15 protein-coding genes are annotated in these 23331 nt (G+C 61.1%); 12 read left to right on the top strand and 3 right to left on the bottom strand.

What is annotated here, in order from left to right:
• Positions 1 to 63: 63 nt before the first annotated feature.
• The 8 genes from NKH01_RS13040 to NKH01_RS13005 all read left to right on the top strand — a co-directional run bounded on the left by NKH01_RS13040 (position 64) and on the right by NKH01_RS13005 (position 10867).
• Entirely contained in the window at positions 64 to 1224 is a 1161-nt protein-coding gene (locus NKH01_RS13040; protein ID WP_352791329.1) for a DUF3095 domain-containing protein, read from the top strand.
• A gap of 106 nt (positions 1225 to 1330) precedes the next feature.
• Entirely contained in the window at positions 1331 to 2674 is a 1344-nt protein-coding gene (locus tag NKH01_RS13035) for a nucleotide sugar dehydrogenase (RefSeq protein ID WP_031193288.1), read from the top strand.
• A gap of 51 nt (positions 2675 to 2725) precedes the next feature.
• Positions 2726 to 4066, top strand: a complete 1341-nt coding sequence (locus tag NKH01_RS13030; protein ID WP_353020403.1) for an adenylate/guanylate cyclase domain-containing protein — start codon at positions 2726 to 2728, stop codon at positions 4064 to 4066.
• Between the two features lie 149 nt (positions 4067 to 4215).
• Complete coding sequence (locus NKH01_RS13025) at positions 4216 to 6111, top strand: ABC transporter ATP-binding protein (RefSeq protein ID WP_353020401.1); 1896 nt, start codon at positions 4216 to 4218, stop codon at positions 6109 to 6111.
• Complete coding sequence (locus NKH01_RS13020) at positions 6108 to 8006, top strand: ABC transporter substrate-binding protein (RefSeq protein ID WP_353020399.1); 1899 nt, start codon at positions 6108 to 6110, stop codon at positions 8004 to 8006. The genes NKH01_RS13025 and NKH01_RS13020 overlap by 4 nt, the downstream gene beginning before the upstream one ends.
• Before the next feature lie 2 nt (positions 8007 to 8008).
• Positions 8009 to 9007 (top strand): ABC transporter permease, encoded by a 999-nt coding sequence (locus NKH01_RS13015; RefSeq protein ID WP_023716523.1) that lies wholly within the window; start codon positions 8009 to 8011, stop codon positions 9005 to 9007.
• A complete protein-coding gene (locus NKH01_RS13010; RefSeq protein ID WP_352482321.1) occupies positions 9004 to 10185 on the top strand; it encodes an ABC transporter permease in 1182 nt (393 codons plus the stop codon). The genes NKH01_RS13015 and NKH01_RS13010 overlap by 4 nt, the downstream gene beginning before the upstream one ends.
• A gap of 202 nt (positions 10186 to 10387) precedes the next feature.
• Complete coding sequence (locus NKH01_RS13005) at positions 10388 to 10867, top strand: class I SAM-dependent methyltransferase (RefSeq protein WP_352493870.1); 480 nt, start codon at positions 10388 to 10390, stop codon at positions 10865 to 10867.
• A gap of 37 nt (positions 10868 to 10904) precedes the next feature.
• Here the strand turns inward: NKH01_RS13005 and NKH01_RS13000 are convergent, their stop codons facing one another.
• Positions 10905 to 12320, bottom strand: a complete 1416-nt coding sequence (locus NKH01_RS13000; RefSeq protein WP_353020396.1) for an adenylate/guanylate cyclase domain-containing protein — start codon at positions 12318 to 12320, stop codon at positions 10905 to 10907.
• A 204-nt stretch (positions 12321 to 12524) separates the two neighbouring features.
• Between NKH01_RS13000 and NKH01_RS12995 the strand changes: the two genes are divergently transcribed.
• The 3 genes from NKH01_RS12995 (at position 12525) to NKH01_RS12985 (ending at position 15541) form a co-directional block, all read left to right on the top strand.
• Positions 12525 to 13349 (top strand): hypothetical protein, encoded by an 825-nt coding sequence (locus tag NKH01_RS12995; protein ID WP_352482324.1) that lies wholly within the window; start codon positions 12525 to 12527, stop codon positions 13347 to 13349.
• Between the two features lie 74 nt (positions 13350 to 13423).
• A complete protein-coding gene (locus NKH01_RS12990; RefSeq protein ID WP_023716519.1) occupies positions 13424 to 13948 on the top strand; it encodes a GNAT family N-acetyltransferase in 525 nt (174 codons plus the stop codon).
• A gap of 207 nt (positions 13949 to 14155) precedes the next feature.
• On the top strand, positions 14156 to 15541 hold the full coding sequence (locus NKH01_RS12985) for a hypothetical protein (RefSeq protein WP_353020394.1): 1386 nt from the start codon (positions 14156 to 14158) through the stop codon (positions 15539 to 15541).
• 549 nt (positions 15542 to 16090) lie between these two features.
• Here NKH01_RS12985 and NKH01_RS12980 read toward each other — a convergent pair.
• Together NKH01_RS12980 and NKH01_RS12975 are read right to left on the bottom strand one after the other, a co-directional pair.
• Positions 16091 to 18562, bottom strand: a complete 2472-nt coding sequence (locus NKH01_RS12980) for an adenylate/guanylate cyclase domain-containing protein (protein ID WP_352482326.1) — start codon at positions 18560 to 18562, stop codon at positions 16091 to 16093.
• 80 nt (positions 18563 to 18642) lie between these two features.
• Positions 18643 to 19737, bottom strand: a complete 1095-nt coding sequence (locus tag NKH01_RS12975) for a branched-chain amino acid ABC transporter substrate-binding protein (RefSeq protein WP_352482327.1) — start codon at positions 19735 to 19737, stop codon at positions 18643 to 18645.
• 279 nt (positions 19738 to 20016) lie between these two features.
• Here NKH01_RS12975 and NKH01_RS12970 point away from each other — a divergent pair, with 279 nt between their 5' ends.
• The gene (locus NKH01_RS12970) at positions 20017 to 23316 is read left to right on the top strand and encodes an ATP-binding protein (RefSeq protein WP_352590481.1); all 3300 of its coding nucleotides are present in this window, start codon (positions 20017 to 20019) and stop codon (positions 23314 to 23316) included.
• Positions 23317 to 23331 lie beyond the last annotated feature (15 nt).

Here is a 23331-nt window from a genome sequence, read left to right as displayed (position 1 = left end):
CAAGTCAATTTCGAAGCATGATCGACTTCACCTTCAAGCAGTGGAATGTGCTATCTGATGCTCATGGAAACAGCTGCCGCGTCCGATCCGTTTGTCGCTTCCCTGCCGGTCTTCGCAAAGTTCGAAAGCGTTGCCGATATCGATAACTATCGGCCTCTCCCCGATGGCTGGGCGCTGGCCACCGCCGACATCGTCGGCTCGACCAAGGCGATCGGGGCTGGGCGCTATAAAACCGTCAATATGGCCGGTGCCAGCGTCATTTCGGCGCTGCTCAATGCGCTGGGTCGGCAAGATCTTCCGTTTGTCTTCGGCGGCGACGGCGCGCTCGTGGCATTTCCCGGCTCGGCGCTGGAGATCACCCGCAACGCGCTGGCGGCTGTCCAGAGATGGGTGGCGGACGAACTCGACCTGACCTTGCGTGCCGCAATCGTGCCGATAAAGGATATCAGAGCGCAAGGCCTCGACGTTCGCGTGGCGAGGTTCCAGGCCTCCGAAGCGGTCTTCTATGCCATGTTCGCCGGCGGTGGCGGCAGTTGGGCGGAAGCCGAGATGAAAGCGGGGCGCTACCGCATCGATCCTGCGCCGGCCGGCGCGCGGCCGGATCTGACCGGCCTCTCGTGCCGCTGGAACCCGATCGAAGCCCGGCATGGCGAAATCGTCTCGATCATAGCCATACCGGGGGCGTCGCGCGACGTGCGCGATTTTCAGTTTCTGGTTTCCGACATCATCGCCCTTGCCGGCAGGCAGGAACGCGATGGCCACCCGGTGCCGGTGAACGGACCGGACTACAGTTTGCTGCCCGCCGGCCTCGATATCGAGGCGCGCGCCACGGCGCCGGCAGGACGGCGATGGCTGTCGAAGCTGTGGATAGTGTTCCTGATGACGCTTACGGCTGTTACCGATAGATATGGCTGGACGATCGGCAAATTCGATCCGAAGATCTACAAACGCGACGTGGCCAGCAATTCGGATTTCCGGAAGTTCGACGACGGCTTGAAGATGACCATCGACGTTGACGCGGATGTGTTGCAACGGATCGAGAACCGGCTGAAACAGGCGGAAGAGGCGGGCATCTGCAACTATGGCCTGCACCGCCAGAAATCGGCCTTGATGACATGCCTCGTCGCCTCGCCGCTGCAGCGCGATCACGTTCATTTCATCGATGGCGCCGCCGGCGGCTATGCGATGGCTGCAGCAAGCCTGAAGGCGAAGGTGCCGGTCTGACAGCTTGCGGACATCGATTTTCCGCAATATGCCTCGGGGTTCTTGGGACCAAGTGAGCCTCGCCATGGAAGCGGACGGTCTGTCCGAATTAAGGGAAAGCAGATTTTTGGACGCCTCACGATCGACATATGACCGTCTTCTGAACCGGATTTCGACGCGCGCCGCGCAAGTCGGCGTGATCGGACTGGGGTATGTCGGGCTGCCGCTGGCGGTTGCGATCGCACGCGCCGGCTTCCCGGTTTCCGGCTTCGACGTCGAAGCCCAGAAGGTCGAGAGCCTGAACAACGGCCAATCCTATATCGAGGCGGTGACCTCGACAGCCCTTGCCGGCCAGGTGGCGAGCGGACGGTTCCGCGCCACTGCGGATTTTGCTGAACTGGCCGTCTGCGATGTCATCATCATCTGCGTTCCGACACCGCTGACGAAAAACCGTGAGCCGGACCTCTCCTTTGTCAGGAACACGGCAGGCACCATCGCGAAGCATCTGCGTCTCGGCCAGCTGATCGTGCTGGAATCGACCACCTATCCCGGCACCACCGACGACGTGATCAAGCCCATACTGGAAGAAACCGGCTTGCGGTCGAAGATAGATTTCTTCCTCGGCTTCTCGCCCGAACGCGAGGATCCCGGCAACCGAAGCTTTGAAGTCGCGACGATCCCCAAGATCGTGGCAGGCGACGGCATTGAAGCGGCGACACTCGTTCAGGCTTTCTACCAGGGCGTGGTCAAGACCGTTGTTCCGGTTTCCACCACGGCGACCGCCGAGGCGGTCAAGCTGACGGAAAACATCTTCCGCTCGGTCAACATAGCCCTGGTCAACGAGTTGAAGGTCGTGCTCGGTGCGATGGGCATAGACATCTGGGAGGTGATCGAGGCGGCAAAGAGCAAGCCCTTCGGCTACATGCCTTTCTATCCCGGCCCCGGACTTGGCGGCCACTGCGTTCCGATCGATCCCTTCTACCTGACGTGGAAGGCGCGCGAATATGAACTGCCGACCCGCTTCATCGAGCTGGCGGCAGAGATCAACACGGCTATGCCGCGTCATGTGGTCGATGAACTGGCGAAGGCGCTGGACCGGCGCTGCGGCAAGGCGCTCAGCCGCTCGCGCATTCTCATCATCGGGCTCGCCTATAAGAAGAATGTGCCCGACATCCGCGAAAGCCCCTCATTGCGGCTCATTGAACTCATCGAGGAATGGGGCGGCAAGGCGGAATTCCACGATCCGCATGTTACGGAGATCCCGACCACACGGGAGCATATGGCGATCAAGGGGCGTCGCTCGGTCGAATTGACCGAGGCGGCCTTGAAGGATTTCGATGCTGTCGTCGTTGCAACCGACCACGACGCGATTGACTATCAGGCGATCGCGGATCACGCTCTTCTGATCGTCGACACACGCAATGTTTTTGGCCGCCTCGGGCTAACCCGAGAGACGGTGGTGAAGGCCTGACGGCGTCCGAGCCGGCGAATTTGTGGCGGATCAAGGAGATTTCGAGATAGCATGAGCACAGCGCAAGCAGAAATTTCTGCCATTCTCATGGATAAGGTTGCCGATTGGCTGACCCAATCGGCGCTGGCGGGCGACGACCTGGAAACATTGGTAAAGGGCTTTTGTGAACGGCTGGCTGCTGCCGGCCTGCCGTTGAGGCGGGTGCATTTGAGCTTTTCGATGCTTCATCCGCTTTATGACGCGCTTGGCTTCACCTGGCTCCGCGGCCAGGGCTTGGAAGTAGAAGGCTTCCGTCATGACGACGGCGTTCCTTCCGACAGATTCCTGACCAGCCCATACTACCATCTGCTCAGCCACAAACTCGACCATCTGCGGCGCCGGCTCGACCCGTCGGTGCCGTCTGAATTTCCTGTTTTCGATGACCTCAAGCTTATGGGCGTCACCGATTACATGGCTTTCGTCCATCCCTTCAGCGGCAACACCAGTCAGGGCATGATCGGGTCTTGGTCCACCGACAGTGCTGCAGGCTTCAGTGACAACATGATTTCGGCGCTGCTGCGGATCCAGAACCATCTCGCTATCGCAACCAAGATGGCGGTGCTCACCAAGCTCGCCGACAACATGATGACCACTTATCTCGGCGGCGACGCCGGCAGGCGGGTGCTGGACGGCCAGATCAAGCGCGGCGAGGGCGACACAATCCGGGCTGCACTGGTCATGGCCGATATGCGCGGGTCGACAAGGCTTGCCGAAACCTCCGGCCGCGAAATCTATATCGATACGCTGAACCAGTTTTTCGATGCCATTGCTGCACCTTTCAATCGCAGAGGCGGGCAGATCATGAGTTTCCTGGGGGATGGCTTCATTGCTGTCTACCCTTGCGAAAGGCACCGTGCGCAGTCCGAGATCGCCTGCCGGGCTGCCCTTGCGGCAGCGCACAAGGCCACCGCGCGCATGATGGATCTCAATCTGCGCAGAAAGGAGCAGCGGTTGGGCGACATTAAATTCGGCATCGGCCTGCATGTCGGCAATGTGATGTTCGGCAATGTCGGGCTTTCCGACCGGCTCACATTCTCTGTCTTCGGCTCGGCTGTAAACGAGGTCCAGCGCCTTCAGACCCTGACTAAGAAATATTCGCACAGCGTTCTCGCCAGCGAAGATTTCGCCGGCTATTGCAGCGCCAACAACTGGGTGACGCTCGGCAAGGAGGAACTGGCGGGCATCAAGCAGAAGCTGACGGTGCTTTCACCCGATTTGTCGGGTGCTCTTGCACTCGATGAAGACGGTGCGCTGGAGCCGATTTACGACCGAATATCGGACGCCGAGCAGGTCATGCTGCTTCATCGCGATGCCGCGCGGCTGTCGGCGGGCGACCCGAGGAAGCTCCAGTAACCGCCACGATCTGATCCGAACGCGTTTGGTATGCAGTCCGGTCGCCGGTTCCGCCAGGGAACTGGCGACTGTTCGAATCCAAGTTGCTCTAGGCTGGCAATGCGTTAGTCTCGCCTTCTGGACGTGCCAGAGTGGGGGCTGGTGTGAGAATGAATTTGGGCGTTGATCTGCTGCGGATCGAGGATGTTGGCATCTCTTTTGCCATTATAGGGGGACCGTTGCATGCTGTCAGGCGTGCAAATCTTCGCGTCCTGCCCGGCAAGGTTACCGCGCTTGTGGGCGAGTCCGGTTCCGGAAAATCGGTTCTCAGCCAGGCAGTGATGGGCATTTTGCCGAACACAGCCCATGTTCGCGGCCGTATCCTGTTTTCCGATCCTGAAAAGCCCGGCACGACGCAGGATATCCTGCAAATGCCGCGTGACGGACCCGAAATCCGGGCGTTGAGAGGCAGCCGCATCGGCAAAATATTTCAGGAGCCGATGACATCACTGTCGCCGCTGCATACGATCGGCAATCAGGTGAGCGAATCCCTGCAGATTCATACGCCCATGGCTCGGGTGAAGCGCAAGGCGCTGACCGAGGAAATGCTCGGACTTGTCGGCTTTCCCAACCCCAAGCGCGCCTATGACATGTATCCCTTTGAACTTTCGGGAGGATTGCGTCAACGCGCAATGATCGCCATGGCGCTTATCTGCCGGCCCGCCCTGTTGATCGCCGACGAGCCGACGACGGCGTTGGACGTCACCATCCAGGCGCAAATCCTGCAATTGCTGCGCGAGCTTCAGACGAAGCTGAACATGGCGATGCTGCTGATCACGCACGACCTTGGCGTAGTCGCCAATGTAGCCGACGAGGTGGTGGTCATGTACCATGGCGACATCATGGAAGCGGGACCCGTGGAGGCGATATTCCGCCGGCCAGGCCACCCTTACCTGAAGGGCCTGATGGCAGCCGTTCCGCATTTCGACCTAAAGCCTGGCGAAAGGCTACAGGCGCTCCGCGAGGTGCCGGTGAATGTCGAGAACCTGCTCGGCAAGCAGACGGCGCCGGCATCGAAGGGGCCGGACGACCTCCTGCTGTCGGTCAAGGATCTGACAAAGACCTTCACGATCCGCAAGTCCGGATGGTTCGGCGGAGATCATCAAACCTCTGTTCGCGCCGTGGACGGCGTGAGCTTTGATATCAGGCGGGGTGAGTGCCTGGGTCTTGTCGGCGAAAGCGGCTCCGGCAAAACCACCGTCAGCAAGATCCTCATGCGGGCTGTCACCCCTAGCGGCGGCTCTGTGATCTTTAACGGCCGCGATGGTCCGATCGACGTCTTGGAAGCCGAGGGAGACGCGCTGCGCCTGTTGCGCGCGAAAATCCAGATGGTCTTTCAGGATCCGGTTTCGTCGCTTTCACCTCGCATGACGGTGGAGAACATCTTGAGCGAGCCACTGGAAATCCATCAACGCGGCAATGCCGCGTCCCGACTCGCCACGGTCAAGAGCCTGATGCAGGCAATCGGGCTCGATCCGCGCTTCATCAAGCGTTATCCGCACAGTTTCTCCGGCGGGCAGCGTCAGCGTATCGGCATCGCGCGCGCGTTGGCGCTGGGGCCTGAACTCCTGATCTGCGACGAGCCGGTTTCGGCGCTCGATGTCTCTGTCCAGGCGCAGATCCTGAACCTTCTGAAGGACCTGCAGAAGGAACTGGGCCTGACCTACCTGTTCATATCCCACAACCTGGCGGTGGTGGACTACATGGCAGACCGCATCGCGGTGATGTGCGGCGGGCGTATCGTCGAGCTCGCGCCGCGCGAAATTCTGCTTAGGAAACCGGTCCACCCCTACACGCGCTCACTGGTCGCCGCAGTACCTTTCCCCGATCTCGACAGGCCGATGGATTTCAAGACGCTGAAGCTCAGCGGCGCTTCCGACACCAGCGCATGGGGACCGCAATTCCGCGACGAGGGCAACGAGGATATGCTGTCGCCGCTCGATCTTGGCGGCGGCCACCTCGTGCTGGCCCGACGTTCGGCCGATGTCAGCGAGCTACGCCATTGATCAGCCGGCGCACCATCCTTGGACTCATGGCTTCGGCATTTCTGCCGGGCACGTTGCGTGCCGGCGATCTGGAGCCGGAATTTCTTCAGCCACAGCTGAAGGCCGGGGCGCTGCCGGCACTCGCCGAACGTCTGCCCAAGCGCCCGCGCGCGTTGAATCTCGCTGCGATGGGCCGGCAGCCCGGCCAATATGGCGGCACGCTGCGCACGATCATCGGCAGCCAGAAAGATATCCGGATGATGACGATCTACGGGTACGCTCGCCTGGTCGGCTATGACGAAAAGCTTAACTTGCAAGCCGACATTCTCGAAAGTTTCGATGTTGCGGATGATCGTGTCTTCACTTTCAAGATACGGGAAGGGCATAAATGGTCTGACGGTAGCCTGCTGACGCCGGAGGATTTTCGCTATTGCTGGCAAGATGTCTGGCTGAACGATGAGCTTTCGCAAGGCGGGCTCGCCCCGGCCCTGCTGGCGGACGGCAAGCCGCCACGCTTCGAGATCGTCGATCCGTCGACGGTCCGCTATAGTTGGGATGCGCCCAATCCCGACTTCCTGCCCAAGCTCGCCGCTGCTTCGCCGATATCGCTTGTTCTGCCAGCCGCCTATCTCAAGCAGTTCCACAAGAAATACCAGGATCCATTCCGGCTCGCCGGCCTAATGAAGGAGAATCGGGCCCAGAAATGGACGCTCCTGCATATCCGCATGTCGCGGCAGTATCGCCCGGAGAACCCGGAACTGCCGACGCTCGATCCCTGGCAGAACCGGACCAAGCCGCCGGCCGAGCAATTCGTCTTCGAGCGCAACCCGTTCTTTCATCGAATAGACGAGAATGGCCGGCAACTGCCCTATGTTGACCGGATCGTCATGAATGTCAGCTCGTCGGCGATCATCTCCGCCAAGACCGGTGCGGGCGAGAGCGACCTGCAATGCATGGGAATTGACTTCAGCGATTACTCCTTCCTGAAAGACGCGGAGAAGCGCTACCCGGTGAAGATGCATCTCTGGAAACGCACACAGGGTTCGCGGCTGGCGCTGCTGCCCAATCTGAATTGTGCCGACCAGGTGTGGCGTGGCCTTTTTCGTGACGTGCGAGTGCGCCGCGCACTTTCGCTCGCTGTGGACAGGCGCGAGATCAATTTGGCTGTGTTCTACGGATTGGCGCAGGAAAGTGCCGATACGGTCCTGCCGGAGAGCCCGCTCTACCGGCCGGAATTCGCGAAAGCCTGGGTCGCCCATGATCCCGACCAGGCCAATGCCCTGCTCGACGAGGTCGGGCTTCAGGCGCGTGACGATGACGGCCTGCGGATACTTCCCGACGGACGCCCGGCGCAGCTCGTAGTGGAAACGGCCGGCGAAAGCACGCTGGAAACCGACGCGCTCGAGCTCATCACCGATCACTGGCGCAAGATCGGCATCGCCCTGTTCATCCGGACTTCGCAGCGCGACATCTTCCGCAGCCGCGCGCTTGGTGGCCAGATCGTGATGTCGATGTGGTCGGGAATCGACAATGGCGTACCGACCGCCGACATGAACCCGTACCAACTGGCCCCCACCGTCGACGACCAGCTGCAATGGCCGCTCTGGGGTGCTCACTACTTGTCTCATGGCAAGGTCGGTGAAGCGCCCGATCTTCCGCCTGTGGTCGAGTTGATGGCTTTACTCAAGCGCTGGAACGCATCGACCGAAGCCACGGAGCGCGCCGAAATCTGGAATTCAATGCTGTCGATCTATACCGATCAGGTGTTTTCGATCGGCACGGTGAACGGAACGCATCAGCCGATTCTGGCGTCCTCGCGGCTGCGCAATCTGCCTGACAAGGCGCTCTACGGCTACGACCCGACCGCCTATTTCGGTGTCTACATGCCGGATACATTCTGGCTTGGAGAGTCCTGAGCGTGCTTCGATATTTTGTCTGGCGCATCGCCGTGATGGTTCCAACGCTGCTGGTCATATCGGCACTGGTGTTCACGATCATCGAACTTCCACCAGGCGACTATTTCGACAGCTATGTTGCCGAGCTTCGGGCTCAGGGCGAAGCGGTGGATTCCGATCGCATCGAGATGATGCGCAAGGAATATGGTTTCGACCAGCCACCGGTCATTCGCTACTTCTACTGGGTCGGCGGGATGCTGCACGGCGATTTCGGCTATTCCTTCGAATATGAGCTGCCGGTTCGCGACGTCGTCGGGGACCGAATGTGGCTGACCGTGCTGGTTTCCTTCGTCACGATCATCTTTACCTGGCTCATAGCCTTTCCGATCGGCATGTACTCCGCCACGCATCAATACAGCTGGGGCGACTACGGCCTGACTTTGTTCGGCCTTCTCGGCCTTGCCATTCCGAACTTCATGCTGGCGCTGATCCTGATGTATTTCGCCAACATCTGGTTCGGCACGTCCATCGGCCATCTCATGGACCAGCAATATCTCGGCGAGCCGATGAGCTGGGCCAAGGCGAAGTCGATCCTCGCCCATCTCTGGATCCCGGTCTTGATCATCGGCACCGGGGGCACGGCAAGTATGATCCGGCGGCTGCGCGCCAATCTGCTCGATGAGCTACATAAGCAATATGTCGTGACCGCGCGCGCCAAAGGCCTTCATCCCTTCAGGGCGCTGGTCAAATATCCGCTGCGCATGGCGCTCAATTTCTTCATTTCAGACATCGGCTCTATCCTGCCGGCCATCATCTCCGGCGCCGAAATCACGGCGATCGTGCTGTCTTTGGAAACGACCGGGCCGATGCTGATCAAGGCGCTCCAAAGCCAGGACATGTATCTGGCAGGGTCGTTCCTGATGTTCCTCGCCTTCCTGACGGTCATCGGCGTCCTGATTTCCGACCTGGCGCTGGCGCTACTTGATCCGCGAATTCGTTTGCAAGGCGGCAGCACCAAATGAACACGCAATCGCCGCTGCCCGCTCCGGGTGCCCCACTGCAACACTACGTTTCCATCGCGCCCTTTGACCTGCAGTCGGTCGAGGTGATGACGCCGGAGCAGTCGAAGGTCTTTCAGGCGTCGCAGTTGCGGCTGATGTGGTGGAAATTCCGGAAGCACCGGCTTGCCGTCATATCCGGCATATTCCTGGCGGCGCTTTATTTCGGGATACTGATCTGCGAGTTCCTGGCGCCCTACAATCTGCACACGCGCAACATGGACTACATCTATTCACCGCCGCAGCGGGTGCACCTGTTCCACAACGGCCAGCTCGTCGGGCCGTTCGTCTATGGCCGTCAGATGACGCTGGATATGGACACGCTCAAGCGGAACTACATCGAGAAACAGGATGATGTTCAGCGGATCCGTTTCTTCTGCAAGGGCGACAGTTACCGGTTCTGGGGCCTGATCGAAGGTGACAGGCATTTTGTCTGTCCTGCCGAAAACGGCCAGCTCTTTCTGGCGGGCACTGACAGGCTGGGGCGCGATGTGCTCTCGCGCATCATCTATGGTGCACGCATTTCACTGACAATCGGCCTCGTCGGCATCAGTTTCAGCTTCCTGCTCGGCATTGTCATCGGCGGACTGGCCGGCTATCACGGCGGTATCTTCGACCTGATCGTTCAACGGATAATCGAAGTTCTGCAATCGATCCCCAGCATTCCGCTATGGCTGGCTCTGGCGGCGATCATGCCGATAACCTGGAGTCCGATCCTGATCTATTTCGGCATCACCGTCATCCTCGGGCTGCTCGACTGGACCGGACTGGCGCGGGCCGTGCGTTCAAAGCTTCTAGCCTTGCGCGAGGAGGATTACGTTCTGGCCGCGCAATTGATGGGCGCCAGAAGCAGCCGCATCATCGGGCGGCATCTCATTCCCGGCTTCATGTCGCATCTGATCGCGACGGCGACGATCTCCATACCCGGCATGATCCTGGGCGAGACGGCGCTGAGCTTCCTCGGGCTCGGCCTGAGGGCGCCGATAACCAGCTGGGGCATCCTGCTCACCGAGGCGCGCAGCGTCAGCGTCATCGCGTTCTATCCATGGCTGCTTTTGCCGATGCTCCCCGTCATTCTCGTCATCTTGGCGTTCAACTTCCTCGGCGACGGCTTGCGGGACGCCGCAGACCCCTACAAGTGAGATCGCTATTCCGCCGCGCGCCGTGCCGCCGACTCGACCCGGTATGGTCCTTGTCAGCGGCCTGTTCGCTTGTTGCAATGTTCATCGTTCGCCTCGGCAAGACTCGATCTGGGTTTAACACGTCGGCGTCGGGTTTCAGCCGCGAAACGCTCTGGTCGGGGGCAGTTGATTTCGTGGACTGGTTCAGGACATACAATCGCACATGAGTCGCCTCGACAGTTTCATCCGGAGGATGACCGCACAGCGCGACATACTCGATCATGTCTGCGCCGAGGTGGCGAAAATGGAGGGGCCCGTGCTCGAGCTCGGCCTCGGCAATGGCCGGACGTTCCACCATCTGCGCGAGCGCCTGCCCGGACGCCGGATCGTAGCGTTCGACCGCGCACTTGCCGCACACGCCAGCTCAATTCCCGAAGCGGAAAATCTCGTGCTCGGCGAAATACGCGAGACCGCGAGCAGGTTCATTGGCATCGACGCCGCTCTTGTTCATGCCGACATCGGCACTGGCTATGAAGATCGCGATGCAGTGACCCTTACCTGGCTTCCCGATCTGACCGCGCGCCTGCTTCGCGTCGGCGGCATCGCGGTCAGCGGCATGCCGCTAGATCATCCGCAGTTGCAACGCCTCCCGCCGCCGCCTTCGGTGCCCGCCGATCGTTATTTTATCTGTAGGCGCGTGTGAGGGGCCGAGACGATCCAAATCTTCAGGGGCCAAGCCTTCAGGGGATCGTATATACTGCTATCTCCCGCTCAATGCCGCGCAGCGAGACCTCGTGGGGCACGGGCGTCAGCGCCTTCCTGTGCAACAGATCGGCGGTGAGATTGTCGTCGACCACCGCCCGAGTGGCGAAGATCGCCTGTGCGTTGGCAAGGTTCTGGACCCGCGAAGCAATGTTGACCGTCTGGCCGAAATAGTCCTGTCGGTCGTTCATAGACACAGCAATGCAGGGGCCGGCGTGGACTCCGATCTTGAGCAGCAGATCCTCGCGCCCGCTCTTGTCGTTGAGCGTACGCATGGCATCGCGCATCCTGAGGGCGGCAGCAATCGCACGATCAGGCGTCGCGAAGGTCGCCATCACCGCATCACCGATCGTCTTCACCACCGCGCCTGCCTCCGCTGCGACGATCTCGTGCAGAACCTGGAAATGCACGCGCACGAGATCGAAGGCTGAAAGGTCGCCCACCCGCTCGTAAAGCTCGGTCGATCCGCGCAGGTCGGTGAACAGGAACGTCAGGCTGGTGATCTTCAGGCGCTGGTTAATGTCGAGTGTATCCGTGCGATAGAAATCGCGGAATGTCTGGTTGGTGAGCAGGCGCTTGGCGGTCAGGAAGGGCCGGCGTTTTCCCAGGAAATCATGCAATGCCTGGCCGGCTATGAAGACCGTCGGCAGCACGCGGGTGTCGGTCCTGTTTTCCAGCGAAATGCGCAACGGGCCGGGTTGCATCTCCAGCGTCTGGTTCTGGACATGGTCGCGGTCGAAGGCCAAAGAGAGGCTCCGGCGCTCCTTTGTTGGTTCGCCCTTCCCGTCGATGAACTGCGCTGAATGGGTGACCGGCTCGAAGACGATGATGAATTCGGACGGAAGCTGTATGGGCAGAACCGCCTTTTCACCGGGCGCAAGCTCGATATCCTCCAGCGAGAACGCTTCCATCTTTTCCGCGAAATCCTCTTCCGGCAGATCGACGCCGGACGCCCAGTAGATCTGGCGGAAATATTCCGCCACCGGCAATTCGTGTGGATTGTGGGCGGCAATCCTGCGCACGCGGGGACTGACGGTGAATGTCACCTCGACCATCTCGTCGAGGGTGGGCGAATAGCCCTCGGAGCACAGCGCGCAGGTGTATTCGTCCTTCTGCAGGGTTTTCAGCGTGGCGTTGGTGTCGAGCACGCCGCCACAGCCGGGGCACAGAACATTCCAGGAAATGTCGAAGATGCCCACCCGCGCCGCATGGAGAAAGGCGCTTATGGCGCGCTCCTCGTCGAGGCCATGCTTGCTGGCGAAGGCTGGCGCATTGATGCGGCAAAGTTCGCGGTCCTCGCCCTCCGCGATGGTTCGCTTGATCGCGTCGATCGCCTGTGGATCGACATCGGCCGATTGTCGCAGAAGCGAGAACAGATCCTGAGCTTCGTTCATCGTGCAGGTTCCGGAAAATGCGCCCCGAGGCGTGTTGACCGGACCGGTCTTTGGTCCGAGTGCTCCATCTTACTTCGAAACAGATCGTACGGCCATTCGAATGGATAAGCCTGGTGACCGTCCAAATTCCATTCGGCGGATTTTCACCGGCCGCAAGCAGCACTATGATGGTCCATGGAGCATTCATCTTTGGGATTTTCTCCCATGCCGACATCCAACAACCCGCCATTTCCCGCGGCCCTGCGCCTTTTCTCTGCGGTGGTCATCATCGTCCTGATCGTAGGCGCCGGCCTGTTTTTCGTGCCTGTTCTGGTCAAACCGGGCTGGCCTTGGGCCGTCACGCCGTTCAATGCGCGCTTCCTCGGTGGCTTCTACACCGCCGAAATGGTCGTGATGGCGGCGCTGCTGGTCTGGAATCGCTGGTCGCCCGGCAGGCTCGTGCTCGTCATGGCCTTCATCTTCACAGTCATCGTATCGGTGGCTTCGTTCATCAATCTCGGTTATTTCAACTTCGAGCGCAAAGCGCCCTGGCTGTGGTTTTTGGTCTATCTTGCTTCGGTCGCGGTATCCGGGCTGTTCCTGTGGCGGGCCAGGGCCCGTCCTTCTGCAAAAGGCGTGACCTTAAATCCCGCATGGCGCGGCTACATGCCGGCGGAATCCGCGATCCTTGGGCTCTATGGCGTCGGCCTGTTGCTGTTTCCCCTGACATTCAGTGGCATCTGGCCATGGCCGATCGATGCCTTCCACGCTCAGGTCTACAGCGCCATCTTCCTCGCCGGTGCGGGCGGTATATATCTGGTCTGGAGAAGCGCGCCGCGCGAGGAACTGCTGGTGCTCGGCTTGGCGCAGTTTCTGGTTGGCCTGCTTGCCATCCTCGGCGTCGCCATCACCGACGCTGCGGTGCACCGGATCGACTGGACGGCGACCGGGACATTGTGCTGGCTCGTCCTTTTCGGTTGGATCGGCATCAGCGGCGTCTTCAAACTCTACGCCGCCTCCCGGTATTTTAGCTCACAATCGGCATCATAGGTTGCAGAGACGGCTGGATTTTCAGGTGACGTCCGGTGCATCGTACCGGGCCGATTGCCTTCGCCGGGAACGCCATGACCAGCACGACCTCGCCACCCTCCGAGAAAATCCAGCCGCAGCTCCGGTCCGTCCGGCCAAGCGATGCGGAGGCGCTTTGCGCTATCTTCAACATGCCGGGCTTCCGCTGGGGCACGCTCAGGATGCCTTTCGAGATGGTGGAGCAGGTGGCGCGGCGTATCGCCAAGTCCGGCCAGGAAACCACCTGGATCGTTGCCGAGCTGGACGGCAAGGTCGTCGGCCATGGCAGCCTGGTCGTGCAGGGTTCGCCGCGCCGTTCGCATATCGGCGAGATCAATATCGGCCTTGACGATGCCTTTGTCGGCAAAGGTATCGGCTCCGCCATACTTGGCGCGCTGCTTGACGTAGCCGACAACTGGCGCGCCCTGAAGCGGGTCGAATTGACCGTCTATGCCGACAACGAACCCGCCCTCCGTCTCTACAAAAGCCACGGCTTTGAGGTCGAAGGCCGGCATGTGAAGGCCGGCTTTACCGACGGGCAGTACCACGACCTCCTGAGCATGGCCCGCCTGCGGTTTTAAGATCCGCTGGTTTGGCCTTAACTGTTTAGCAACCTAACAATTCGTGCCGAGTCGGCGAACAGGCGGTTGCTTATGGAGAACTCCGTAGGAGACGGTCATTTCGGCTCACACCATCTTGATCGAGTTGACGATCTATGTGTGGGCCGGCCGCATCCAGCAAGTCTGGTCTCCCTTGGCGTTTGCACCGCAAGCGGCTAGACGGGACCAATGACCGCCGTCCTTGACCCAACGCCTACGCCTCCGGTGGAAATTCTGGCTGTGCTGTCGCTGCTCTGCCCGGAGGTCGTGCGCGACATCGAGCAGAACTGGAATGCACCGGTTTCCGATTACGCCCGCCATCTGTGGCGGCCGGTGGCAAGGCCTGCATCGGCCCCGGCGATCGCTGCCCGATCGATCCTGCGCGAAGTCTTGCATCAGCGCCTTGGTGTGATGATGCAGCCTGACGAGATCGGCAAGACCCTCGACGAGTTCGAGTACAGACCGGTGATTCAGTCCGGCCTGCACTGCCTGCTTCTGATGGACCGGATCACCTTCGATGCCCTCCTGCTTGCCTGGCTCGGCGCGGTCGAAAACGGGCTGTCGGCCTTCTTCGGCTTCATGGGAACGACGATGACCATGGAGACAATTGGCCGGGAGGGGCCGGGATGGCTCGATGTCGGCGACGACAAGGTCAACCTGTTTGGCATCGGGCGCCACAAACTGTGCCGCAAAAGCGCCTGCGTGGCCGGTCCCGTTTCCCTCAACAAGCGCGCGCTTGAGGCGGTGGGCGATGAAACGGATGCCAGCCGCTGGCTGGGCACACTGCTTGCCAGCCAGGACAAGGTGTTTGGAACCGCCGCCGATGCGCTGACAGCCCTCAACGAGGATCTGGTCGCCAATTGGGATCGTGCCGGCATGGCCCTGCCGGTTTTCATCGATGATCGGCTCGCCGCGGCTGCCATGGCACGGCATCTAGAACATGACGGCAGCCTTCTTTCCAGGCTGCTCATTGAACCCGCAAGACGCCAGCGTCTCGAACATGCCTTGCAAGAGGCCGCATCGAGCCCGTTTGGCAGATTCCTGCCCAATGCCACGGACTATTTCTGGGGCATCCGCGAGGAGCGCGTGCGCAAGCTCGTCCTCGAGAACGGGCACCTGATCGAGCCTGACAGGCCGCATGGTCTTTTAATCCCGTTCGAGCGGCTGCATCTCAAGCAGGGGCTGCTGGACGGCGTGCTGCTGCCGAACTTGTTCCTGACGTTCCTCGTCCTTGCCATATTGCCGCGCGTGCGGGTCGTGGGCGGCCTGAGACAGATTGGCTATGTAGCGCTTTTCCACTCGATCCTTCTGGCCGTGCTAGACGAAAACGCGCCGGAAGAGCGCGATCTGGCCGCTGAGCTGCAGGTTCGGGAAAATGCCTGGGGCATGCGGGTCATCGATGAAAAGATCTCGGTCCGGGAGCAGCTTGCCGGCCTGCCGGAAGGGGCGCTCTTCCCGGACCTGCTCCGACAATACCGTTTGCGGACATTTGCCGAGACGACCGACGACCTGAAACTGGTTTGCGAAAACGCCCGATGGCGCAAGATCGGCCGGGCAGAGATCAAGCCGACCTGAGCCTCACTTCAAGCCTTATTTCAGGTTGATTTTCTGGTGAGCAACCGCAAGCGACGGCGACTATCGGTGAGCCTCTGGCGTCTGGTCCGGCCGCTTTCCTTGACGCTGATGCGTTTTGGGATTTCGACGACGGCTTCCGCCTCGACAGTCATATGGCTTGCCTGAGAGCCGTCTGCAGTTCAAGGCCTGACCTGACATGGCCTCACCTGTCATTGCACGACACCGGCCTTGCGGAACCCGTCCACAGCGAGTTCGAAATCGGCAATGACTGCTCTATCATGCTTTCGGACGTTCGACACTGTCACGCCGAGCGGCCGCTCTGGGTCAAACTTTGCCGTTTAAGGCGGCGCCCCGGAACGGGCAACTTGCGCCATATCCGGACCTTGCCAGTGATGCCGTGAATGTTAAGTCTCGGCTCCGATGCGGACGTTCCGCCCGAGTTCAAAGACTGACCGCGACCGTTCTGTGGCCTTCGCATCGACAGCGCCAATAAGCTGCGTCCCACATCCTACTCCTTGCGTCCATGGGAGGGTCGTTGTGAACCAAGCCCTACTGCCCGGGCTTGTGGGAAAGCCGATCCAGCGCGTCTCGAAGCGCAGTGGCGGCATCGTCACGCTCGTCAGCGGACATCAGCTCCGGTTCAAGTTCCAGCCTGAAGTGCGGCAGCTCGGTTCGAACGGCGCGACAAGCGCCGGCTAGATTGGCCTTCAGATCGATGACGCGGTAGGTGGCGACGGGATAGGCGATCCCCTTGACCTGGACATGCCCCATCTCCTCACAGTCGATCGTGTTCTTCACTTGCGCAAACGTCTCGTAGGAAATGAGGACGGTCCCCGGTGGCGCCTCCTGTTCCAGGCGCGAGGCGAGATTCACGGCGCCGCCGATTATCGTGTAATCCATCCGGTCCTCGCTGCCGAAGTTACCGACAGTGCAGTAGTCGGTATGGATGCCGATGCGGCAGCGCAGCGGTGTCTCAATTCCAATGTCACGCCAGATTTCGGCAAGTTCGCTCATCCGCTTTTGCATGGTGAGAGCCATCTGCACACACGCCAGCGCGTCCTCCTTGACGCCGCGCGTCTCAGGGTCGCCGAAAAACATCAGGATCGCGTCGCCGACATATTTGTCGATCGTCGCGCCGTGATCCGAAGCAATTTTCGACATTTCCGTCAGATAGTGATTGAGGAGCTGGGTGAGATCCTCGGATTCCATTTTGTCAGTGGTCTCGGTAAAGCCGGCGATATCGGAGAAGCATATTGTCAGTTTCTTCCGCTGGCTGGCGATTCTAACGTCTTGGCGGCCGGCGAATATCGAGCTGTACACTTGCGGCGCCAGGTATTTGGCCAGCTTGTTGGAAAGCGCCTCGAGAGCCGTGGATTTCTCTGCGAGGTTCTCCTCTCGTTGCTTCAGCTCAGTGATGTCCGAATAGACCGCGACCGTGCCGCCGGCGGTGATCCGCCGCTCGCTTATCATGATCCATCGCCCGTCGCCTCGCCGCTGCACCCACGGTTCGCCTGGGTTGCGGTGCCGGGAGAGCCGCTCGGCGACCCATTCCTCGAGCCGCCCCTCGGCATCCTTGATGTAGCCGCGCTCAGCGGATCGGCGAATAATGTGCTCGAATGTCGTGCCGGGCATCAGTTCGATCGCAAGGTCGCTGTAGAGCAGTTCGCGGTAGCGGCTATTGCTGAGGACAAGCCGGTCCTCCCCGTCGTACAGCGCGAATCCCTCGGAGATACTCTCGATCGCATCGATGAGCCGTTGGCGCGCCTCAGCGACATCGCGCAGGTTCTTTTCCTCGACCTCGACTGCGGTGTCCCGGAAGAGCCTAAGCGCTTCGGCCATCCGGCCGATCTCGTCGCGGCCCGCGGCAGGCAGCGGCGCACGAAGATCGCCGCCGGCGATTGCGAACATGCTTTGGCTCACCTCTCCCAGACGGGCGAGAAGGCTACGGTCGACATAGAGCCAGACAACCAGAACGGAACTCAAGAGGGTGAGAAAGGCGGAGCCAAGGACAACTCCGGTACCGTAGCGCTGGACCGTCGCGGCTTCGAGACCGGACGCGGTGATCTCGCGGTCTGCCGCGGCGACCAGGCGATCGACGGCAGCGGTGAGACTGCGCGACAGCCGATTGTTTTCGGCCAGAAGCTTTTCGCCCTCTGCGAGCACTGCTAGCTCGTCCTTGCGCGCCTTCGGGATGCTGTTCCCGCCGTCGATCAATGCCTTGAACTCGCCGACCCGCTGTTGGAAACGGGTTCGCAGCCTCTCGTCGATCTCGGTGGAAACCGTGTCGAGAACGGCGAGCGACCGGCGCAGCGGAAACAGGATCAACGTCAGATCGTCTGGCGTTGGCGCGTCCGTCGTCTTGACCAGCACGTCATTGACCGCCGATATCTCCTGCTGCGCTTTCTGCTGCGGAATGTAGGCCGCAATTGCCTGGACCAGGTCGGCCGCCGCCGCCGCACCGCGATCCGGCGCGAGCGACGTGTCGGCTGTAACCGCCTGCCATTGCTGGAGCTTGGAATTCATCACGAGGATACCGGGCGCCACAAGACGCTGGCTTGCATTTGTCGTAGCCGACAAGCGGCGTAACAGTTCTTCTTTGCGCGCCACCACTGTGAGGCGGGCGACAACAAGGTCGTCGAGGGCGTTGAGGTTGCGCCGCAGACCAAGAACTGCAGCCTCGATCTCAGCCACCACCGCCGTGCTAAGCGTGGCACCTTTGAGTGCGGCAAGCAGTTCCTCGAGGCGCGTCATCTCGACCCCGACCGCGGCGGAAACCTCGCCGTGCTGAGCTTTGCTGGTCGAAGTAAGTACGGCGGGCGCAGAGGCGGCTACCCGCTCTGCCTGGCGCGACAGCTGGAGGGACGCGAGCGCCAACGGTACCCGATCCTTGGTGATGCGGTCGACGACCTCTCCTACCTGGAGGAAGGCATAGAGAGCGGCCGCTGTCGCGAGTACGGCGAAGGTGCTGATGCCGAAAAAAGCGAGCAACAGACGGCCACGTATGCCGAAGCGTTCAAGCATAACGGCGACACATAGCTCTGAACGGTCCAGCTAACTCGATCTCCATCAGCTGTCTCAAGCGGCGACGGCATCGGCGGTCCTTATTCGACCGGCACGTACTCTCCACCTCGCCAGACGTACCATACCCAGTTTTGGCTCGTGAGATCGCCCTTGTTGTCAAAGTCGATACGGCCCAACACAGTATCAAATTGATTGCCGCGCAGCGCCGCTATCACGGCTTGGAGCTCTAGTGAGCCGGCCTTGTCCACTGCCTGCGACCAGGCCTGGACGGCGGCGTAACTGAGCAGCGTGTAGCCTGCGGGCTCGAAGTTTTCAGCCCGGAACCGCTCGACGACCGAGGCGGCTTCGGGATTTCGGCGAGCGTCCGCGGGGAACGTGAAGAGGGTACCCTCAGCCGCGGGGCCGGCGATCAAAGCAAATTCCTCGGTCGCCATGCCATCGCCTGAGACTAGCTGAACCGTGTAGCCGCGGTCGCGCGCAGCGCGAACCATGAGTGCGACCTCGGCATGATATCCGCCGACATATGCCACGGCGATGTTCGCAGCCTCTAGCGCAGCGATCTCGGCCGAATAGTCGTTCTTCGCGGGTGTGTATTCCTCGTAGATCGCTTCGACTACGCCGCGCTTGTTCAGCTGTTTTCGAGTCTCGTCAGCAAGACCCTTTCCATAAGTGGTGCCGTCATGAAGGATCGCAATCTTGCTGTTGCTCCAATGCTCGGCCAGGTAGTTGCCGGCCACGATCCCCTGCGTGTCGTCGCGACCAATGACTCGAAAAACGTTGGCGCGGCCTTGTTCAGTCAACAGCGGATTGGTTGATCCTGGTGAAATCTGCAAAACGCCCGCCGCCTCGTACACCTTCGATGCTGGGATCGAGGCTCCAGAGCAGTAGTGCCCGACGACGAGCACCACACCATCACCCACCAGTTTCTGGGCTGCGGCGACCGCTTGCTCGGGATCACAGAAGTCGTCGGCCGTGATGAGCCTCATCTGCTGGCCGAGTACGCCACCCGTCGCATTGATGTCGGCCACGGCCATCTCGGCGCCACGCTGCGCCTGCTCGCCGAACCAGGCGAGCCGTCCCGTCATCGCAGATGAAACCCCAATCAGCACCTCCGCCCGCGCGGAGCTGAACGCGGCCGCGAGAACTAAGATCGCCATGGCGATGATGCGGTGCATGTGTGCACCCCCTTAACTGTAGCTTACGCCAATCCCGTCAGAGCCGACAGCCCCTTCGGCAAGCGCGGCTGTCTCGGCGGCGTTCGCGGATCCGAGAACTATTGCGCCTTCAACAATGCCTGCCCGCAGCGCCCTGCCACCGGACCCACACTGATCGCTCGATGCCCATTTGCGCTGCCGCTTGCCGGTCGACGACTATCGGTGCATCCTTGCGAATAGCCTGGCCGTGAAGTGCGTGGCGAGGTCACGCCGGGACGGCCTCTAGTGAGGTCTTGTTCGATGGACTGCTCGGGCTGCGGTTTCGAGGTTGAGGGCGGTTACGCCTTCTGTCCGAGGTGTGGCAGGCGCCAGCCCGTGCCATGCGCCAGTTGCGGCTACCCCTGCGCACCTGATTTCGAGTTCTGTCCGAAATGTGGGGCAAACGTCGGTGCGCCCGCAAAAGTCGTCGAACGGCCTGCTCCGACACCAAGCCGGACCATTGTGCCGCCTTCTCGAACTCCATCGATGCTTCCGGACATCGAAAGCGAAGAAGGGCTGCATCCCTTCTCTGACGCCGATCGCCGGACGGTAACGGTCCTGTTCGCCGACCTTTGCGGCTTCACGACGCTCAGCGAGCAGCTCGACCCCGAGGTCATGCAAGCGCTGCAGAACAAACTGTTCAAGGAATTGACGGCGGCCGTGCGAAACTTTGGTGGTTTCGTCGACAAATTCATCGGCGATGCACTGCTCGCGTTGTTCGGTGCGCCGGTCGCGCATGAGGACGATCCCGAACGTGCGCTTCGCGCCGCTCTCGACATGATCGCCCGGACGGCGCGGCTCGGCGAAAGCACCCCCCACTCCGGCTCGCCTCTGTTGCTCCACATCGGCATAAACACTGGTCCGGTCGTTACTGGCGGATTGGGCATCGGCACCGCCAAATCCTATTCGGTGACCGGCGACACAGTGAATACGGCGCAACGCCTGCAATCGCTGGCCGCACCGGGTGAGGTGCTGGTAGGCGAGCTCACTCACAGACTGACCCGGCATGCCTTCTCTTACGAGTCGCTGGGTGATGTCGTGTTTCGCGGCAAGGCTGGCAGTGTGCTCGTCCATCGACTGGATGCACCGCTTGCGACGCCGCGTGCAGCGCGTGGGCTCGAGGCGCTCGGCCTCAGTGCGCCGATAATAGGTCGTGGTGCGGAGCTCAGTAGAATGATGGCGAGCCTTGACCAGGCGTGCAGCGGCTCGGCCCAACTCGTCCGCCTCGTCGGAGAAGCCGGTATCGGGAAATCGCGGCTGGTGAAGGAGTTCGTCGCCCGCGTCGGCGACGAGGATCGTTTTCGCAACGTCGCCGTGCGGCTGGCCACGTGCTCACCGCTGGGCGAACAATCATTTGGCGCCTTGGGCGCAGTGGTGCGCAGCGCTGCCGGGATGATGCAAAACGACAATGGGGACGAAATGCGGGGGAAGCTCGCAGGCTTGCTTACCGATCTCGGCCTGCAGGGCGAGGAGGCGAAGCGGCTGATGCCTTTGCTCTACCATGTGCTCGGCCTTGGCGACCCCGATGCCACCTTGCAGCATGTCGAACCCGAGCAGCTGCGGCGGCAAATTCTCTACGCAGTCCGCACAATCATCGAACGGCGGCTTGCGTTGTCGCCGCTGTTGATTGTCGTCGAAGACCTGCACTGGGCCGACGCCGTGTCGCTTGAGGCACTACGTTTCGTGATGGACAGGTTGGAGCGCACGCGGTTGATGTTGCTGGTCACGCATCGTCCGGCGCCGGATAACGACCAGCTCGACTCAAGTCGGGTCAGTCACACAGCGCTCAGGCTTCCGCCGCTCAGCAGTGATGACGGACGCAGCCTGCTGGCGGCGCTTTTCGGCGAGAGTTGGGTAAACTCCGCAGGAGGGCTTCTCGACCAGATTCTCGAGCGCGCGGGCGGCAACCCCCTTTTTTTAGAGGAGATCGTTCGCGGCCTTATCGATCGCGGTGTACTGATGCGAGAGGGCCAGCGATGGCGGACTGTGGCAGGCGAAGTCGCAACCGGCATCCCCGCCACTATCCAGGCAATGTTGCTTGCCCGCGTCGACCGGCTGCCCCAAGAGGTGCGCCGGTTGGCCCAGGAGGCCGCGGTAATCGGCCCGCGCTTCGATGCCACACTTCTGAAAACTGTGACAACCGACCCCGGCCGGCTCGAAGCCGGCTGCGAACTGCTTTGCGATGCGGAAATCATCGAGGAAGTTGCCGGATCAGGCTCGGTCTCGTCGCAAAGCTACCGCTTTACGCAAACATTGCTGCAGGACGTGATCTACCAGAATCTACTCCTGCAACGGCGGACCGACATCCACGGGCGGGTCGGAGCTGCCTTGGAGCAACTGTGCGGCGACAAGCCGGAGCGGCTCGAGGATTTGACCGTGCTCGGTCATCATTTCGCACAGAGCGCCGAGCGGGAGAAGGGCGCGCATTACCTGCAGGCGGCGGGCGATCGCGCTCGCATGATATACGCCAACGACGACGCCCTTCGTTTCTACGAGCGAGCACTGACTGCGTTGGGCGCGATCGGGCAAACACCGCTCAAACTGGCAATTGCAGAGCGCATTGCCGATTTGAGCGGCCCGGCAGGCCGCCGCGAGATCGCGCACCACCATTACGAAACGGTGTTGCAGGTATACCGCGAGTCGGCCAATCGCGTCGCGTCGGCGCGAGTTTTACGCAAGATCGGTCGGCTGCTCTGGGACGTCGGCAAGCGGGACGACGCAGAATCCCGCTATGCTGAAGCGGCAGCGCTCCTCGATGGAGCGGATGCCCCGATCGAGCAGGCGCATCTCTGGCAAGAACGTGGCCGACAGGCGTTCCGTAGCGGAGATCACGCTCTCGCGGCAAAATGGGCAGACGCGGCGCTGGATTGCGTACGCACTCTGACAACGGAGCATGTCTCCGAGGTAGGGCGTGATGCCACCCTTGTGACCGCCGAGGCACTCAATACCAAGGCTGTTGCGCTGGCTCGCCTTGGGCGAAACCGTGAGGCCGTGCGTCAGGTTGAGCATAGCATTGAATTGGCCGAAGCCGCCGGTCTACTGGGCGCGGCCTGCCGCGGCTACACCAATCTCGGCGTGCTTTACACGACCATCGATCCGGCGCACGCGATGGAGGTCTGTCGGCGCGGTCTTGAAGTGGCGCGCCATATTGGTGATTTGGGTTTCCAGGCGCGCCTCCTCGCCAATCTGGCGGTCGCTTGTTGTACTTTCACGGATCGCTGTCCAACGGAGGGCGTACCTGCTGCCGAGAAGGCCATCGAGATCGACCGGGCGCTCGACCAGCGCGAGCACCTGCCGGTGCCGTTGATCGTGCTTGGGCAGATCCACCAGTGCAACGGGCGTCCGGAGCTGGCGGTTGGCTTGTTCCACGAAGCACTGGACGTAGCCCGCGAAACGGGCGAACCCCAACTGCTGTTTCCGTGCTATGATGGTCTTGCAACGCTTAATCTCGACCTCGACAATCTGGCCGAGGCCGAACGCTACTTTTCCCTGGCGCAGGGTATATGCGCCCAGCACGGGCTCGACCCGGAAGCGCTTGTGGTGCTGCCTTTTCTCGACTAGCCGGGGTTGGAGGTG

The organism is Mesorhizobium sp. M1403, from assembly GCF_040317695.1.
Lineage (GTDB): Bacteria > Pseudomonadota > Alphaproteobacteria > Rhizobiales > Rhizobiaceae > Mesorhizobium.
The sequence above is the reverse complement of the archived record's forward strand: the minus strand, read 5'-3'. Positions and strand labels throughout refer to the sequence as shown.

Excerpts from the sequence above, each read along its gene's own strand:
- NKH01_RS13040 (WP_352791329.1), top strand. The coding sequence starts at position 64 with ATGGAAACAGCTGCCGCGTCCGATCCGTTTGTCGCTTCCCTGCCGGTC.
- NKH01_RS13030 (WP_353020403.1), top strand. The coding sequence starts at position 2,726 with ATGAGCACAGCGCAAGCAGAAATTTCTGCCATTCTCATGGATAAGGTT.
- NKH01_RS13025 (WP_353020401.1), top strand. The coding sequence starts at position 4,216 with ATGAATTTGGGCGTTGATCTGCTGCGGATCGAGGATGTTGGCATCTCT.
- NKH01_RS13010 (WP_352482321.1), top strand. The coding sequence starts at position 9,004 with ATGAACACGCAATCGCCGCTGCCCGCTCCGGGTGCCCCACTGCAACAC.
- NKH01_RS13005 (WP_352493870.1), top strand. The coding sequence starts at position 10,388 with ATGAGTCGCCTCGACAGTTTCATCCGGAGGATGACCGCACAGCGCGAC.
- NKH01_RS13000 (WP_353020396.1), bottom strand. The coding sequence starts at position 12,320 with ATGAACGAAGCTCAGGATCTGTTCTCGCTTCTGCGACAATCGGCCGAT.
- NKH01_RS12995 (WP_352482324.1), top strand. The coding sequence starts at position 12,525 with ATGCCGACATCCAACAACCCGCCATTTCCCGCGGCCCTGCGCCTTTTC.
- NKH01_RS12990 (WP_023716519.1), top strand. The coding sequence starts at position 13,424 with ATGACCAGCACGACCTCGCCACCCTCCGAGAAAATCCAGCCGCAGCTC.
- NKH01_RS12985 (WP_353020394.1), top strand. The coding sequence starts at position 14,156 with ATGACCGCCGTCCTTGACCCAACGCCTACGCCTCCGGTGGAAATTCTG.
- NKH01_RS12980 (WP_352482326.1), bottom strand. The coding sequence starts at position 18,562 with ATGCTTGAACGCTTCGGCATACGTGGCCGTCTGTTGCTCGCTTTTTTC.
- NKH01_RS12975 (WP_352482327.1), bottom strand. The coding sequence starts at position 19,737 with ATGCACCGCATCATCGCCATGGCGATCTTAGTTCTCGCGGCCGCGTTC.
- NKH01_RS12970 (WP_352590481.1), top strand. The coding sequence starts at position 20,017 with ATGGACTGCTCGGGCTGCGGTTTCGAGGTTGAGGGCGGTTACGCCTTC.